The 16,914-nt window shown below is 54.4% G+C and carries 12 protein-coding genes; 11 read left to right on the top strand and 1 reads right to left on the bottom strand.

What is annotated here, in order from left to right; all coding sequences use genetic code 11:
• Positions 1-13 precede the first annotated feature (13 nt).
• The 7 genes from F0P93_RS31870 (at position 14) to F0P93_RS18300 (ending at position 7,243) form a co-directional block, all read left to right on the top strand.
• A complete protein-coding gene (locus F0P93_RS31870) occupies positions 14-349 on the top strand; it encodes a hypothetical protein (RefSeq protein ID WP_374756778.1) in 336 nt (111 codons plus the stop codon).
• On the top strand, positions 333-2,330 hold the full coding sequence (locus tag F0P93_RS18325) for a family 2A encapsulin nanocompartment cargo protein cysteine desulfurase (RefSeq protein ID WP_150878468.1): 1,998 nt from the start codon (positions 333-335) through the stop codon (positions 2,328-2,330). The genes F0P93_RS31870 and F0P93_RS18325 overlap by 17 nt, the downstream gene beginning before the upstream one ends.
• Positions 2,331-2,394: 64 nt before the next feature.
• Positions 2,395-3,210: a serine O-acetyltransferase gene (locus F0P93_RS18320; RefSeq protein ID WP_150878466.1), complete on the top strand. Its 816-nt coding sequence runs from the start codon at positions 2,395-2,397 to the stop codon at positions 3,208-3,210.
• 71 nt (positions 3,211-3,281) lie between these two features.
• On the top strand, positions 3,282-4,604 hold the full coding sequence (locus F0P93_RS18315; protein ID WP_150878464.1) for a MutS-related protein: 1,323 nt from the start codon (positions 3,282-3,284) through the stop codon (positions 4,602-4,604).
• Positions 4,605-4,729: 125 nt separating this feature from the next.
• Positions 4,730-5,185 carry a hypothetical protein gene (locus tag F0P93_RS18310; RefSeq protein WP_150878462.1) on the top strand — a complete coding sequence of 152 codons (456 nt, stop codon included), beginning with the start codon at positions 4,730-4,732 and terminating at the stop codon, positions 5,183-5,185.
• 185 nt (positions 5,186-5,370) lie between these two features.
• A complete protein-coding gene (gene yiaA, locus F0P93_RS18305; RefSeq protein WP_114404373.1) occupies positions 5,371-5,769 on the top strand; it encodes an inner membrane protein YiaA in 399 nt (132 codons plus the stop codon).
• Between the two features lie 202 nt (positions 5,770-5,971).
• Entirely contained in the window at positions 5,972-7,243 is a 1,272-nt protein-coding gene (locus F0P93_RS18300) for a TolB family protein (RefSeq protein WP_191908848.1), read from the top strand.
• 24 nt (positions 7,244-7,267) lie between these two features.
• Here the strand turns inward: F0P93_RS18300 and F0P93_RS18295 are convergent, their stop codons facing one another.
• Positions 7,268-7,732 carry a hypothetical protein gene (locus tag F0P93_RS18295; protein WP_150878458.1) on the bottom strand — a complete coding sequence of 155 codons (465 nt, stop codon included), beginning with the start codon at positions 7,730-7,732 and terminating at the stop codon, positions 7,268-7,270.
• Between the two features lie 64 nt (positions 7,733-7,796).
• Between F0P93_RS18295 and F0P93_RS18290 the strand changes: the two genes are divergently transcribed.
• From F0P93_RS18290 to F0P93_RS18275, 4 genes are all read left to right on the top strand, one after another.
• The gene (locus F0P93_RS18290; protein ID WP_150878456.1) at positions 7,797-8,765 is read left to right on the top strand and encodes a YheT family hydrolase; all 969 of its coding nucleotides are present in this window, start codon (positions 7,797-7,799) and stop codon (positions 8,763-8,765) included.
• A gap of 156 nt (positions 8,766-8,921) precedes the next feature.
• On the top strand, positions 8,922-9,875 hold the full coding sequence (locus F0P93_RS18285; protein WP_150878454.1) for a D-2-hydroxyacid dehydrogenase: 954 nt from the start codon (positions 8,922-8,924) through the stop codon (positions 9,873-9,875).
• Between the two features lie 190 nt (positions 9,876-10,065).
• Positions 10,066-12,480, top strand: a complete 2,415-nt coding sequence (locus F0P93_RS18280; RefSeq protein ID WP_150878452.1) for a T9SS type B sorting domain-containing protein — start codon at positions 10,066-10,068, stop codon at positions 12,478-12,480.
• 338 nt (positions 12,481-12,818) lie between these two features.
• Positions 12,819-16,814 carry a PVC-type heme-binding CxxCH protein gene (locus F0P93_RS18275; RefSeq protein ID WP_150878450.1) on the top strand — a complete coding sequence of 1,332 codons (3,996 nt, stop codon included), beginning with the start codon at positions 12,819-12,821 and terminating at the stop codon, positions 16,812-16,814.
• Positions 16,815-16,914: the final 100 nt, after the last annotated feature.

Raw genomic sequence — 16,914 nt, 5'->3', positions numbered from 1 at the left:
TACGCGTCGGGGAGTGCCGCCACCAACGGTTTCGCTTTTTGGCTCCCAATTTATTACCTGGCGGGGTCTGCCGCTGATTCCGTCGGACAAGGTCCCCATCGAAGACGGCAAATCGAGTATTTTGCTGCTCCGAACCGGTGAAAGCCGTCAGGGCGTTGTGGGCCTCTACCAACCGGGTTTACCGGGGGAACAATCGCCGGGCTTGTCGGTGCGGTTTATGGGCATCAACGAAAAAGCCATCGCGTCTTATCTGATTTCCCTGTATTGCTCCCTGGCCGTGTTGGTAGACGACGCCATTGCCGTACTGGAAGAGGTCGAAATTGGCAAATACCATGAGTATAAGTACTAACCCCTTCGGCCAGCCTCCAGAGGCTGGTTTTCTAGATGCTGAGGCTCTTGAAAGTTTAGCAAACGAATTTTTCAAGACACTCCCCGGCAGCACCGTACCGCCTTTTGGCGTTTCTCCCCAGTCGGTTCTGCCTACCAACGCTGAGCCCTGGCAAAGTCAGGGAAACCGGTTTAATCCCGGAGAACCGCAGACCAGTTTGCCCGACCCGCATTTTGCCGGGGGACAAATCCCGAAATCCGTAGCCGGAAGCGGGGTTTCACCGTCGGCCATTCAGCAGTGGAATATGTTTAACGTGGCTCCCCAACAGACGACCCCGCCCGACCCAAAGTTTGCAGGCCAGGGTAAAGTGCCGCAGTCGGTGGCCGGCAGTGGTATTTCGCCGTCGGCGGGGCATCAGGGCAATGGCGTCGATTTGGCCAATCCGCAGACCAGTTTACCCGATCCGCATGTTACCGGCCAGGGCAAAGTGCCGCCGTCGGTGGCTGGAAGCGGCATTTCACCGTCCATCGCCCAAAAGAACCACGCGGGTTTTGCGCTGCCGTTTGCGGAGCAATCCTTCGAAACAGACTTACTCCAGGCCCTTGCGTCGGTCAACGTCTTTTCGGTTCAACCACAGCTACCGGTTTCGGCTCCTTCCAGGCTGAACGACTATTATTTTCTGGCCGGAAATCATTCGTTGCCGCACGTTCACGAAACGAATCCGTTTTCGACGGTGGCCCCGTCGAACCGCCACGGGATAAGCAGTCTGGGAAGTCCGCCGTTTGATGTTAATCTGATCAAACAGGATTTTCCCATTTTGCAGGAGCGCGTCAATGGCCGCCCGTTGATCTGGCTGGACAATGCCGCAACGACGCAAAAACCGAAGCCGGTCATTGCGCGAATCAGTTATTTTTATGAGCACGAAAACTCGAACATTCACCGGGCAGCCCATGAACTGGCCGCCCGGGCTACGGATGCTTACGAGGAAGCCCGGGAGAAAGTCCGCCAGTTTCTGAATGCCGGTTCGACCAACGAAATTGTGTTTGTGCGGGGCGCAACGGAAGCCATCAACCTGGTGGCAAAAAGCTGGGGTGAGCAAAATCTGCAGGCCGGCGACGAAATCATCGTCAGCCACCTCGAACACCACGCCAACATTGTTCCGTGGCAGCAGTTAGCCGCCAAAAAAGGGGTCAAGCTACGGGTGATTCCGGTGGATGATGACGGGCAAATTTTGCTTGACGAGTATACTAACTTGCTGAATCACAGAACCAGACTGGTTTCGTTTACGCAGGTATCCAATGCGTTAGGCACGGTAACGCCCGCCAGACAGATCATCGAACGGGCTCACCAGGCGGGGGCCAGAGTGCTGGTTGATGGGGCGCAATCGGTGTCGCACATGCGGGTCGATCTCCGTTCTCTCAACCCCGACTGGTTTGTGTTTTCGGGCCATAAGATTTTTGGTCCAACGGGCATTGGCGTGCTTTACGGCAAAGAAGACCTGCTGAACGAGACCCAGCCCTGGCAGGGTGGCGGCAACATGATCAAAGACGTTACCTTTGAACACACCCAATACCACAACGCACCGTCCCGCTTTGAGGCCGGTACGGGCAACATCGCCGATGCCGTCGGGTTGGGGGCTGCACTCGATTACGTCAGCAAACTGGGCATCGACCTCATCAACCAGTATGAACATTACCTGCTCGTGTATGCAACCCGGTTGTTGAAAGAGGTGCCCGGTTTACGGCTGGTTGGAACCGCTCCCGACAAGGCCAGCGTGCTGTCGTTTACGCTGAACGGGTATTCCAACGATGAAGTCGGTCAGGCACTGAACCAGGAAGGCATCGCCGTTCGGACGGGCCACCACTGCGCGCAGCCCATTTTGCGACGGTTTGGTCTGGAAAGCACGGTTCGACCTTCTTTAGCGTTTTACAATACGTGTTCGGATGTGGATGCCCTGGTTTCCACGCTCCACCGTTTGTCGGGAAATCGTCAGAAAAAGTAAACCCCGAACGCTGGCAGAGCAAACCGCTTTGCCAGCGTTCGTCTCTTATCATCCATCGCAAGCCATGTCAACTGTCAACGCCTTTATCGATATCCTCCATCAAACGCATAAAGCCGAATGGGAGGCCACACCCAACGTTCAGGATTCCATTGTCTGGCTGGATAACCTCTTCGAGTTCCTGTTTCCCAACAACCGGTTACACAAGAAAGAAACGTACATCGGGATTCTGAAAAAGAACCAGATCGATCTGGAGAATATTCTGCTGAGCTACCTCGATCCGGAAAAAGTTGACTTGGAAGCGACGGTTGCTTCCTTTTACGAATCGCTGGAAACGCTTTACAACCACCTTCGGCTCGATGCCACCAAAATCAATGAATTCGACCCGGCCGCTACCAGCGTTCACGAAGTCATAGTTTCGTATCCCGGCTTTTACGCCATTGCGGTTTACCGGATTGCGCATCGGCTGACGGAATTGAACATCCCCGTTTTACCCCGCATTTTGAGTGAGAATGCCCACCGAAAAACGGGAACGGACATTCATCCGGCGGCTCAGATCGGTGTTCCCTTCATGATCGACCACAGCACCGGCATTGTCATTGGTGCCACCGCCATCATTGGCAATAATGTATCGATTTATCAGGGCGTTACGCTGGGGGCGCTGCAGGTGGCCAAGGAATTGGCCGAAACTAAGCGCCATCCCACGGTCGAAGACAATGTCATTATTTACGCCCGCACGACCATTCTTGGTGGGAAAACCGTCATCGGCAAAAACAGCGTGATTGGGGGCAGTGTGTTTTTAACCAAAAGTGTAGCTCCCCATTCGCAGGTCTTCAACACCCACCAGCTTCGGATCGAGGTAAAACAACCGGTTTTGGACTAAGGCGGTTTTGTGATTTTTTAACAAATGACTGCCGATTGGTTTTGGTAGGTTTGTGGCCACACCAGCCGATCATGAAAAAACCGTCTATCCATACGCTACACGAACTGCAGTTGCTGCCCCAACAACCGGGTGACAAAAGTATTCTGGGCCTGTTTGGTAAAACGCGAACGTATGGGGGTCGGGATGCGCTCGAGCTCCTGTTGACTTCGCCCTGTGCTACGCTACCCGAGATCAGGGAGCGGCAGGCTCTTTTTCAGTTCGTAGCCCGGCATCTGAAGCCGCTTACCATCGACGTCGCCCACGCGTATGTGCTGGCGGCCGAAAACCACCTCATCAGCAACCTGGCCTGGAGTTCGGCAACGGGTCGGCTGAAAAAACAGCTACGAGCCTGGTGGTTTTCCGGGTTTCATCCGCACGATTTCAACCGGCTGCGGGGCGGAACGGCTGCGATTCAGCTTGTTTTGCGGGCCATCGAAGAAAAAACCGGGTGGCTCAGTACGGCAAAGCCGCTTCCAGCCTGTCTCCAGTCGGTTTTCGAGAAACTGAATACTTTTTTTGACGATCCGGCCATCCGAATCGCCCTGCGTGATTCGGATCATCCGACAGCGGTTTTGCAAGCCGACTTTATCCTCAGGCGGCAGAAGAACGACGCTGTCCGGGTTGTGTTCGACGCTTTTTATCAACTGGATGCGTATGGCACCCTCGCTCGTTTTACACAAACCGCCGGTTGGGTTTACCCCCGATTTATCGATACGGAGCGGGCGGTTTTTCAGGTTACCGGGCTGGAACATCCCCTGCTCAATGCAGCTATCACCAACGACTACAGTCTGGCGGCTCCCTCCTGCCTGTCTTTGGTGACGGGGGGAAATATGAGCGGAAAAACCACCTTTCTGAAAGCGTGCGGAATTGTCGTTTATCTGGCTCATCTTGGTCTGGCGGTGCCGGCTCAATCACTGCGAATCAGTTTTTTCGACGGTTTATTCACCAGCATTCACCTCAGCGATAACCTGGAACTGGGGCATAGTCATTTTTACAGTGAGCTGATGGGTATCAAAGCCGTAGCGGATGCGATCGCCGATCACCAGACGGTTTTCGTCATTGCTGATGAGTTGTTCCGGGGAACGAACCCGGAAGATGCGCTGGCGTGTTCGCGGCAGGTGATCAATGCGTTCATCCGGCAGCGCGGCAGTTTGTTCCTGGTTTCGTCGCACCTCCCGGAAATCAGTGCGACGTATCGAAACAACGACACCGTGCAGCTTAACTGCTTCAGAACGGAGATCATCGACGGAAAACTAGTATGCCGCCACCAGATTGAACCGGGCCTGGCGGCCGAACGAACCGGTCTCGTTTTGCTGGCACAAACGGGGATTCTGAGTGGGTTGAACGAAATCTAGGTTCTGTATCAAGTCACTGGAATGATTATATTTGTGATTGCACAAGCTAATTCCAACGTTTTTCTGTCGACAGGAGTCCTATGGAAAAAGAAAACAGTCTGCTTCCTTCCTAAACACACGAAAATATGTCCCACAAATTGCTCCACAAATTGCTGTATTACAGTCTCCTTACTGCAATCAGCGCCTGTACGAAACCGGAAGAGATTGCGCCTGAAAACATAACCCGCATTGAATACTCCTCCTATTTCGGTTTTGCTGGATGGACCTGGAACCTTGCCGTAACCCCAACGGAATATACCTTAACGCAGAGCAATCGATCTGGGGTCATCTGCCGAAATCCGGTTTCTGCCGCCGACTGGCAAGACTTGATTCAGGGAATTGACTGGAAAAGTTATCTAAAAGAGCGTTCCACGCCCGTTGGGGAGTGCTGCGACCGGAGCTCGGTTTCCATCAGGGTGACTGCCGGGAAAGTGGTTCATCAAGTGGAACGGTATGGTATTTTGAAAGACTCCACCGCCCTCGGAAAACTGTCGGACCGGTTATCGAAACGGCTTGCTGATCAAACGGCGGTTTGTAAGTAATTCATTGGTGCCAGCTACCAGCGGAAGCCTGAAAATCACCATTTGTAGCTTCAAAGTAACTCGTTAGAAACTGGCACTACCGACGGCTTCATCCCAACGCTATTTTTGTAACCGCTGCCACCGATCCGGTTTACGGGCACGGCGGGCAACAACCGCGTTACGCACTACAAACAGAAAACAACACAATGAATCAGAAAACATCGGCCGCTTTTGTGGGCGCGTCATGGGTTGCTCTTGGCACCGGCATGATTGGGTATTTAATCGGACTTTGGCGTTCCGAAATGCTCTTAAACGAAAAAGGATTTTATTTCACGGTTCTGATGATGGGCCTTTTTTCCGTCGTATCGTTGCAGAAAAGCGTCCGGGACCGGCTGGAAGGCTATCCTGTAACGGATATTTATTACGGACTCTGCTGGTTTTCAACGCTCCTCGCCATTACGCTGCTGACCATCGGCCTATGGAACGCGACGCTGTTGCCGAGTGAAAAAGGATTTTACGCCTTTGCGTTTATGCTGGGTCTATTCGGAGCCATCGCGGTTCAGAAAAACACGCGGGACAACCAGGAATTTGCGAAGAAAGATTGACTGGTGAATAAGCCTGGTAGGAGCGGTTTTTAGAAATCAGAAAAACCGGCTTTTCCTTTTTTCGTTCCGGTTTGAGTACCAAACCCGATTGACCGGTTGACCGATTCAGCCGGTCGCGGGTCTTTTACGTTTCATGGCATTTTACAACCTTTGTGATGCAATCCGGGTCTCCACTCGAACCAACCCGGCATACGGTTTTACGATGAAACGCTTTCTCTCACAGCCTTTGCTGATGCTGCTGACGATCTTCCTTTCCTGTAAAGAGAAAGCCGTCGATCCGACCAAACGCGTACGACCCGTCACGTTGCAAATTGGCGTATCAGGCGCTTTCTATGACCTGAGTTGGGAACCCAATCGGGTGGTTTGCGTTACAGCTCCCTGCCCCGATCTGGCCGACGTAGAAGCCCAGGAATATGCCGTTCAGATTGCCAAAAGTGAGTTAGGGACGTTTCAAACCTACCGGATTCTCGACGCTGACGAAAAATCAATCCGGATTCCCGCTTCGGAGATGGGCGAGCAAATAGTGGCCCGCATTGTCTCGAAAAACAAAGGAACACCCTCCGTGAACTCCAATCTGGTTATGGCCAGCACCGCTTTTCTTTCGCAATCGGCTTACTACCCCGGATTTGGCTTTTTAGAAGACGTCTCCGGGGGGGATGTAACCCCCGATGGCGCGAAAGCAACGTACACCGGATTGGTTCAGGAGACACCCGGTACGTATGTCACACCGCTGTATGTGGCTACCCTGCAAAATGAGCAGCCAATTGCTAAAAAACTCGTGAACCGCCAGGGTGCGGGGGCCTCGTTTTCGCCGGATGGCAAACAGTTGGCTTACCCTTCCAGAACGGAGAATGGAATTATTGTATATGATCTGGCGGCTGAGACGAGCCGAACCCTTCCCGTTGCGGACGCGAGCCGGATTGGGTCGGTTGCCTGGTCGCCCGATGGCCAGTGGCTGGCATACACGACGGTTTCCAGCGAAGAATCCCGCTTGTGGAAAATAGCGACGTCGGGTGGTTCTGCCACGCCCCTCACTCCCGTCCTGCCCGTTCGCGAATCGAATTACATCCGGCAAAGCTTCCTGGACTGGTCGCCCGATGGCAAGTCTATTGCCGTATCACGCGCCCGCACCGACAATTCCAATGACAACTGGCGGACGACGGTTTCGCTGTATTCGCCCGATGGACGTGGCGAACTGAGTCATTTTGAAACCCAACCCGGCTGGATCGATACCCATCCGTCGTTTTCGCCCAATGGCAAGATGCTGGCTTTCCTGAGTTCACGGACCGACGGGCTCACGAAATCGTACAGCCTCTGGGTTCGGGATCTGACAACGGGCCAGGTTCGACAAATCAAACTGCTGCCGGGTCTGAACCCATCGGGGGAATTTGCACCGCGCTGGGTTGGCAATGAGCGGTTGATTTTTAGTGCGGTTGTGCAGGGTAAGAAAGGGTATTATTCCGTGTTTTTGTGAGAACTCCCGAACCGCCAATTCTCTTCACTTCCGCAAAAGCCCATTCCCGCCAAAGCGGCTGAATAGCTCCGGCAATTCGTAGATAGCCAGCGTAAACACAATGCCCCAGAATAAGGCACTGATCAGCATGTAACTGAAAATCAGCGAACGGCTCACTTTAAACGAAACCGCCAGGATCGTCCCACCGATGGGCGTCAGCAGCAGGGGCGTCAGGAAGGCAATGCCCATCATCCCGGCGCGTTTCCAAATCTTCACCGCCAGCCGCGTCCGGGAGGTAAATCGTTTGGGAGCCGAACGCCGAAACCGGGCCATCAGGAGTTGCAGGGCCGTTCCGGCATACGTCACCAGCACCACACTGGCCATCATCCCGATTACCGTGCACAGCCAGGTTTCCAGCCACGTCAGACCCACCGCGACGCCGGTTACGGGGCCGCCAACAAACTTCAACATGCTGGCTACTAAAACCGATAAATACTTTGCAATTTCCATAAGGGGAACCAACCGGACTAAATTTCGTTAAAATTAACAGCATTAACGACTAAAAGGTTATGATATGCCGGTTCTCCGACATTCTTCTTACCCCGGAGCACCCCGGTATTTGATCAATGGTCATTTTGAGACCATTATTCCCAGCATCCTCCGCAAAGTGGAAGGGGTGGTGTATGAACGGGAACGGCTCACCCTGGCCGACGGCGACTTCGTGGATCTCGACTGGATCGACCGACGACGTGATAAATTGGTCATCATGACCCACGGGCTGGAGGGTGACTCCAACCGGCACTACATCAAAGCAACGGCCAAACTTTTTGTCCAACAGGGCTGGGATGTGCTGGCCTGGAATTGCCGCTCGTGCAGTGGCGAGATGAACCGGGCGTTCCGGCTCTACAACCACGGCGAAATTGGCGACATCGCCGAAGTGATCACCCACGTGCTGCAGACCAAACCGTACTGCGAAGTAGCGCTCGTGGGCTTCAGCATGGGCGGAAACATCGTGCTCAAATACGCGGGGGTTCACGGCAGGGAGTTGCCCGACGTCATCCGGAAAGTCGTGGCGGTTTCGTCACCGACGGATCTGGAAGCCAGCGCCAAACAGCTCGATCTGCCCCGAAACCGGTTTTACCGCAATCGGTTTATGAAGAAACTGATCATTAAAATGCAGCAGAAAGCCGACCTCTTTCCGGGTAAACTCGACATGACCAAGCTGGATCAGGTGCGGCTCTGGCGCGATTTCGACCACCATTTTTCGGCTCCGGTGAACGGCTACCGCGACGCGGATGATTTCTACGCACAGGCTTCGGCCGTCAACTACATGGCCGGAATTACCGTTCCGACGCTGCTCGTCAACGCCCAGAACGACCCGTTGCTGTCGCCCGAATGTTCGCCCGCCTGGCTGGCCGAGAAACACCCGTATCTCTACCTCGAAACGCCCAAAACCGGCGGTCACGTGGGTTTTGCCGTTCGCGGGGATGAATTCTCGTGGGCGGAACGCCGGGCATTGGCGTTTGTGATTGGGTCTGTTTAGGAAAAAAATAAAGAATGATAAATATCAAATGATAAATGATGAATGTAAAAGTAGTTTCCAATCCGGCACTTTTACATTTATCATTTATCATTTGATATTTATCATTCTACGAAGCCCATTTTCCCCGTATCTTTCAGCATTCTTTCCCCTTTGCTCATGAACCTCGTTTACGCTGACGCCTACACCCTGAACCCCGGCGACCTCGACTGGACGCCCCTCACCTCCCTCGGCACGGTCACGCTACATGACCGCACCGCGCCCGACCAACTGATCGACCGACTGAAAGAGGCCGATATGGTGCTGGTCAATAAGGTAAAAATGAACCGCGAGACGCTGGAACAACTTCCGAAACTGCGGTACATCGGCGTGACAGCCACTGGCTACGACATCATCGACGTAAAAGCCGCCCGGGAGCACGACATTGTGGTGACGAACGTGAAAGGCTACGGCTCTCCGTCGGTGGCTCAGTTGACCATTGCGCTGCTGCTCGAACTCACCAACCGGGTGGGCTTACACGCTGACAGTGTGCGGGCGGGCGACTGGACCCGGAACCCGGATTTCTGCTACTGGAAAACGCCCCTGGTCGAGCTGGCCGGCAAAACGCTGGGCATCGTCGGTTATGGCGATATCGGAAAAAGCGTGGCGGCCATTGGCCTGGCCTTTGGCATGACTATTCTCGTCAACCGCCGTCACACCGACGAGGAGCCGCCAGCCGGTATTCGCTACGTCGATCAGGCGACGCTTTTTGCCGAAAGTGATGTGGTGTCGCTGCACTGCCCGGTCACCGACGAAAACCGCGCCTTTGTCAACCGCGAGCTGCTGAACCAGATGAAGCCCACCGCATTTCTGATTAATACCAGCCGGGGTGCTCTTATCAACGAACCCGATCTGGCCGAAGCCCTCAACCAGGATCGGCTGGCGGGGGCCGGGCTCGACGTCGTGTCGGTAGAACCCCCGTCGGCGGGCAATCCTCTGTTTTCGGCCCGGAATTGCATCGTTACGCCCCACCTGGCCTGGGCCACGCAGGAATCACGCCAGCGGCTTTTACACGAAACCGCCGAAAACATTCGGGCCTTTTTTGCCGGAAAACCACGAAACGTTGTGAATTAACCCACCAGCCTCCTTCCTTTTTTCTTCGCCCCGCAACGCTTTGCGGGGCTTTTCGGTCTTATACAGTATACCGTTCCGTCAATTTAGGTAACTTATAGACTCGAAACTTCGTATATTTTCGATTCATACGAATACACACCCTATTCCGTCAGCAAGTTTTTTATGCTTCAACCTTCTACGAAACTGTATTATGACCGTGTTGTTGGGTCGGTTCACGTCAGGTGTTCCGGCATTTCGGTGGCTTTGGGTTGCCGTTTGTAGTTTATTCCTGAACCTTGCTCTGCTGCCAGCTGGCTTCGGGAAACACATCTATGGGGGAGACATGAGTCTGCGGGCAACGACCCGTACCAATTATTACACGCTGACGCTCACCTTGTATCTGGATCAGGCCAACTCCACGCCCGACACCTACGAACGCGAGATTATCCTTTATATTTTTCGAAAAAGCGATCACGTCCGCGTCAATACCGCAACCGTCCGGCAAACCGGTTCCCAGCGGGTTCGGTACGACAACCAGGCCTGCGCCGATCTGCGCAACCTGAGTGTCCTGGGCATGAACTACAGCACCGACGTTTACCTCAATCCGGCCACCTACAACGATCCCGGCGGTTATTACGTCGTCTGGGATCGCTGTTGCCGCAGTGCCGACATAAGCAACATCCAGAATCCCGGTGGCGAAGGCATGGTGTTTTACATGGAGTTTCCGGCCATCGTGCGCAGCGGTTCCGCCTTTCTCGACTCCAGCCCGGCGTTCAATTTTCCCAACGGCGAATACATCTGCGTTGGTAAACCGTTTAAACTGGATTTCAGCGCCACCGACGCCGACGGCGATCAGCTCCGCTACTCGCTCGTTACGCCACTGGCCGGTTACACCGACAATACCCCCCAAAACACCGTTGGCGACGGGCGGTCGCACACGACCTACCCGGAAGTAAACTGGTCGCCGGGCTACAGTGCTGCCAGTTCCATTCCCGGAAACCCAGCCTTGAAAATTGACCCACAAACCGGCCAGTTGAGCGTAACGGCCAACCAAACGGGGTTATTTATTTTTGCGGTTTTGTGCGAAGAATACCGCAATGGCGTTCGGATTGGTGCCATCCGGCGCGAGTTTCAGATGCCGGTGGTCGATTGCGGCAACACCACGCCCCCCCCGCCCATCATCAGTTATCGCAACGTCGAAACGCTGGATTTGCCTTTTTGCGAAGGCGCCACCGCCCTGCTTTCGACCGAGTCGAACCCGCTCTGGTCGTATCAGTGGCAACGCAACGGCTCCAACATTCCGGGGGCCACTGCCCCGACACTGACCGTCACGGAAGCCGGTGATTATGCAGTCGTGAAGAGCTTCGCCACCACCTGCGGCAATGATACGACGTCAAAAATCACCCGCGCCAGGGTTTTGCCTCCACCCGCAGCCAAAATTACACCGGATAAAAAACCGCCCATTTGCGAAGGCGCATCGCTGGTGTTGTCGGTTCCGCAGGAAAACGCGGTGACCTACCAATGGACCGCAGACGGCGCGGTTTTGCCGGGAGCCACCAGCACCTCGCTCACCGTTACCAAAACCGGTTTGTACGGCGTCCGGGCTACGTCTTCAATGGAATGCACCAACCGCGACAGTCTCTCGGTTGTCGTCAATCCGAATCCCAAAGCGACGCTGACCAGTTCGGCTTCGGCGATTTGCCAGGATCAGGAAGTCCGGCTGAATGCCCCTGTCGGAAACCCGTATCAATACGAATGGTACTTCAATACGGCCTCGCTCAACACGAGTGATGCCGCCACCCGGCTGGTCGGACAAGGGGGCACCTATCAGGTTCGGATCACGGACGGCAACGGTTGTCAGGCCCTTTCGCCCCCCTTAACGCTGGCGGTTATTCCGCGTCCGGCCATGCAGTTCGACAGCCTGGCTCCCGTGTGCGCCACGCGCTCCGAACCGCTGCTGCTGGTGGCCAGCCCGGCGGGTGGGACGTTTTCGGGGCCGGGCGTAACGGGCAGTCAGTTTGATCCGGGCAAAGCCGGAGCCGGTTTGCATACCATTACCTACACCTATGCAGCAACCTCCGCCTGTCCGGTTACGATCAGCCGGCAAATCCGGGTTGAACCGCCCGCCGATGTGAACCTGCCGGAACGGGTAAGTGTGCTCATGGGCAGTACGGTAACGCTGAAACCGACCGTTAAAGGGCAGACCACCAGTTTTCTGTGGGAGCCGCCCGAACGTCTGTCGGACCCCACCAGCCAGAATCCGGAGGCCAGTCCGGAAGTTCCAACCACCTACAAACTGACGGTTTTGGCCCCCGGTGATTGCCGGACGGAGAAAAGTGTGCGGGTCGATGTGCTGAAGCGGATGTTTATTGCCGACGTTTTTTCGCCCAACAACGACGGCATCAACGACGCGTTTGAAATCCGCAATACCGATCAGTTTCCCGATTGCGAAATCACGATTTACAACCGCTGGGGCGAGGTCGTTTTTCATTCGAAAGGCTACGACAAACCGTGGGATGGCACCTACCGCAGTCAAAAGGTTCAGGCGGGGAGTTACCATTACCTGATCAAAACCAACCAGCCTTTGCTGCCGGAATACCGGGGGGCGGTTTTGGTAACGTATTGATTCACTTCGCTATTCGTTCTCGTTCATTTATATACCATCCAATCCGCTTGGTCTAAAGAATTGGATTTGTAGCACTTCTGTTTACCCCGGAGGGGTCTTCGTAAATAGAAACAGCCCGTAAATCCGTATTCCAAGCCCCGTCAGGGGCGTTCTGATAAAACGTAGTACGCCCCTGCCGGGGCTAAAATCAGCGGTATAGATCGCGCATTTCTATTTACGGAATACCCCTCCGGGGTAACCAGAAGGGCTAAATCCTGAGGGTGATTATCAAATGGAAAGTAGTATCTAAAAGGCTACCGGCTTTTACGGATGTATTACCCGATACCAACGCCTGAGCCATGAACCGGTACTTCCTGAAAACCAGCCTTCTGATTCTCCTATTCACTTATTTTGCCTCGAACCCGGCAGCGGGACAACACAAGGCTGCGGTATTCAATCCCCAAAAAAACGACCACATCATTCTGCTCGGCAACACCTTTGCCGACCGGATGCGGTATTACAACTATTTCGAGACTTTACTTCAGAGGAATTATCCGGACCGGCAACTGACGCTGCGGAACATGGGCTGGAGTGCCGACGAAGTGGCTCTTCAACCGCGTCCCCTCAACTTTCCATGGTTTGGCGAAGACGCCCCCAAAACGACCGAAGACCCGCAGGACCTGTCGTTCCGAAGCTGGTACGACAAACCGATCAAAATGCCGGTCGCCCTCAACATCGAAGGTTTGTATCACGACCTGACCGAGCAGAAAGCCGACATCATTTTCCTGTGTTTCGGCATGAACGAGTCGTTCAAGGGAAAAGCCGGTTTGCCGCAGTTTGAACAGGATCTGAGCCGGTTTATTCAGCTCCTGCAAGCCCAAAAATTCAACGGACGTTCGATTCCACAACTGGTGCTGGTGTCGCCGATTGCCCACGAAAAACGCGGTGGCCACTGGCCCGACCCGGTTTCACACAACGAGAATCTGGCGGTTTATACCGAAGCCATGCGGAACGTAGCGGCATCGCAACACCTCGTTTTTATCGATTTGTTCAAACCGTCGCTGGCCCGGATGACCGCAAAACCGGGCGAACCGATCACCATCAACGGTATCCACCTGAATGACAAAGGCTATCAGGAAACGGCCCGCTGGATGGCCCGGCAACTGGGTTTCGACGCAAAAACCGTCGCCTTAAACCTCACAACGGAGCATTCAACGAAGCTGCGGCAGGTGATTAAAATGAAGGACGATCATTTTTTCTACCGCTGGCGGGCCGTCAATGGCGAATACATCTACGGTCGGCGGAAAGAACCGTTCGGCGTCATCTCGTTCCCGCCCGAATTACGGAAACTAAACCGGATGGTGGCCTCGCTCGATTCGGTGGTCTGGAAACTGGGGAAAAGTCCGGGAACAGAAGCCTATAACCGGGCCGTGGCGATTGTGGACGAACGATCCAACCCGGCAGCTCAGGCGGCTTTTCTCGTGACACACATGACCGGAAAACAAAGCCGGCCGCTCGCCAAAGACGCCCACGCCCACCACACTTCCATTGCCGAAGGCGCATTGCAACCCGCCACGACGGAGAAATTTACGCTACCCAAAGGCTACGAAATCAACCTCTTTGCTTCCGAAAAAGACTTTCCGCTGGCCAAACCGGTTTCCATGGCGTTCGATGCCAAAGGACGGTTGTGGGTTGCCACGATGCCGACGTATCCGCAGTATATTCCCGGCATTCCGGTCCACGACAAAATCCTGATTCTGGAAGATACCAACGGCGACGGACGGGCCGATAAGCACACGGTTTTTGCCGACAATCTGTACCTGCCGCTGGGGTTTGAGTTTGGAAACGGCGGTATTTACGTGTCGCAGGAACCAGATATTCTGTTTTTAAAAGACACCGATGGCGACGATAAAGCCGATGTGCGCGAGATGGTTCTGACGGGTTTTGGCGCAGAAGACAGCCACCATGCCACCCACGCGTTTACGTACGGTCAGGATGGCGCACTGTATTTTCACGAAGGGACTTTTCTGAATACGCAGGTCGAAACGCCCTACGGCCCGGTGCGCACCTACACGGGTGCCACGTATCGCTATGAGCCCCGAACGGGCAAATTGAGCCAGTATATTTCGTACGGCTACAACAATCCCTGGGGAAACGTGTTCCAGCGCTGGGGCATTCACCTGATCGCCGATGCGTCGGACGGTTCGAATTATGACGCCACGCCCCTGCGCGGGAAAATCGATTACCCCGATAAACACCCCCGAATCAACACGTTTACCACGACGCGGGTCCGCCCGACGGCGGGTATCGAGATCGTATCGAGCCGCCAGTTTCCGGACCATGTGCAGGGAAATTTCCTGATCAACAACGCCATCGGTTTTCAGGGCATCAAACAGCACCAGCTCATCGAAACCGGGTCGGGGCTGACGAGTAAGGAAGTGGAACCGCTGCTGCAATCGTCGGACCCGAACTTTCGCCCGGTTGATTTGAAATTTGGTCCCGACGGCGCCCTCTACGTGGTCGACTGGTACAACCCGCTGATCTCGCACGGCGAAAACCCACCGCGCGATCCGGCACGGGATAAACGGCACGGACGCATCTGGCGGATTACCTACAAAGCGAATCCGTTGCTAACAACCAAGGACATTTCCGGGCAGACCATTCCGAACTTACTGAACAATTTGAAAGGGTACGAAGACCGTTTTCGGTATCGCTCGCGGATGCGGCTCCGGGAACAGAGTCCGGAAAAAGTGGTGCCGGAACTCAGGAAATGGGTCACCAAGTTAGATAAAAACCAGCCCGATTATGAACTCCATTTGCTGGAAGCGCTGTGGCTTTTTCAGGATTTCGACGTCGTCGACGAAAGCCTGCTAACAACCTTGTTACACGCCAAAAATTACCGGGCCCGAGCGGCTGCAACCCGCGTGCTGTTTTACTGGCGAGACCGGCTGACCTCTCCGCTGGACCGGTTTCGGGAGCTAATCAACGACCAATCGCCCCGGGTTCGGCTTGAAGCCATCATCGCCCTGAGTCATTTTTCCGGTGAAAAAGCACTGACCACCGCGCTGGATGTATTGAACTACCCAACGGATTATTCCCTCGACTATGCGATCAATGAGACGTTTACGTATCTAAAACCGGTCTGGTTAGCCGGTTTCAAACAAAATCCGGCGTTTCTGGCCGACCACCCCCAAGCCGCTGCCTATTTGCTGGAACGCGCCACGGCCGATGAACTGCAATCATTCCCCCAAACAAGCCCGGTTTTAAACGCCTTGCTGACTAAAAAAGACGTAAAACCGGAGCTAAAAGTGCAAGCCATCCGCACGCTGGCCCAGGAACGGTCGATCAGCCCGGTGGAATTCCTGATTGAAACCCTACAGAAAAAACCGGAACTGACGGGCGACACTGACATCGTTCCCATCCTGTTGAACTGGAATCCGGCAGAGTTAAAAGCGACTGATAAACAATGGATTGGCTTATTGTCTTCCCCGAATCAGGTCACGCAATCAGCCGCTTTTGCGGCACTGATCACCCTCGACCAGTCGGATCAACGGGTTTGGGGGACGGCTTCACAGAATCCAGCAAATCTCGTGAATTACCTGCACGGTATTTCCCGGCTGACCAATCCAAATCAACAAACCGCGCTTCGTGAAAAAGTAAAAACACTGACCCGCGAGGTGCCCGAAGAACTCCGAAACACACAATCGGATCCGGGACTGAAAGGAACGGTTTCGCCTTTTTACCCGGTTCATGCCACCGCCTACGAGGTGCTGTTTTCGATGCCGGGCCACGAGGCCGAACGCGGTGCGGTTCTGAAAAACTTCATCGCCTGGCTGGAGACTACGCCCGAAAGCCAGCGCAATACTGTTCCTTATAATCAGGCGATTACGCTCGGCAAAAAACTGGCGCAAAAATTACCGCCCCGGGAAGCCGCTGCTCCACTGGCCATGCTGGAAAACAGCGGAACCAAGGAGGTTCGACTGGCGGCTGTTCCGGCCAAAATGCTTTTCGATCAGGACACCATTCGCATGCAGACGGGCCGGTATGTTTCGCTGGTATTCGAAAATCCGGACCTGATGCCCCACAATGTGGTCATTCTGAAACCGGATGCCGTAGAGAAAGTGGGCCAGGCCGCCGACGCCATGGCGACCCTGAAAGACGGCTTTGAGAAGAACTTTGTTCCCAATCTGCCCGAAGTCCTGTTTGCGACACCACTGGTCAACGCGGGCCAAAACTACCGGCTTGAATTTAAAGCCCCGGATGTTCCCGGCCATTATCCGTTTATCTGTTCGTTCCCCGGCCACTGGCGGGTGATGAAGGGAATTCTGAAAGTAGTAAAACCGCCGGTCAACTGAGTAGGTGATGGTTGGACGAGATTATCCCTACAATTTTTATAGAAAAAGTATAGTATCGATTGGCGTATCCTATTTTTTTGTACTTTTCAGGGTCAATTGG

This window comes from Larkinella humicola (assembly GCF_008727875.1).
In the GTDB taxonomy this organism is placed as follows: Bacteria; Bacteroidota; Bacteroidia; order Cytophagales; family Spirosomataceae; genus Larkinella; species Larkinella humicola.
The sequence above is the reverse complement of the archived record's forward strand: the minus strand, read 5'-3'. Positions and strand labels throughout refer to the sequence as shown.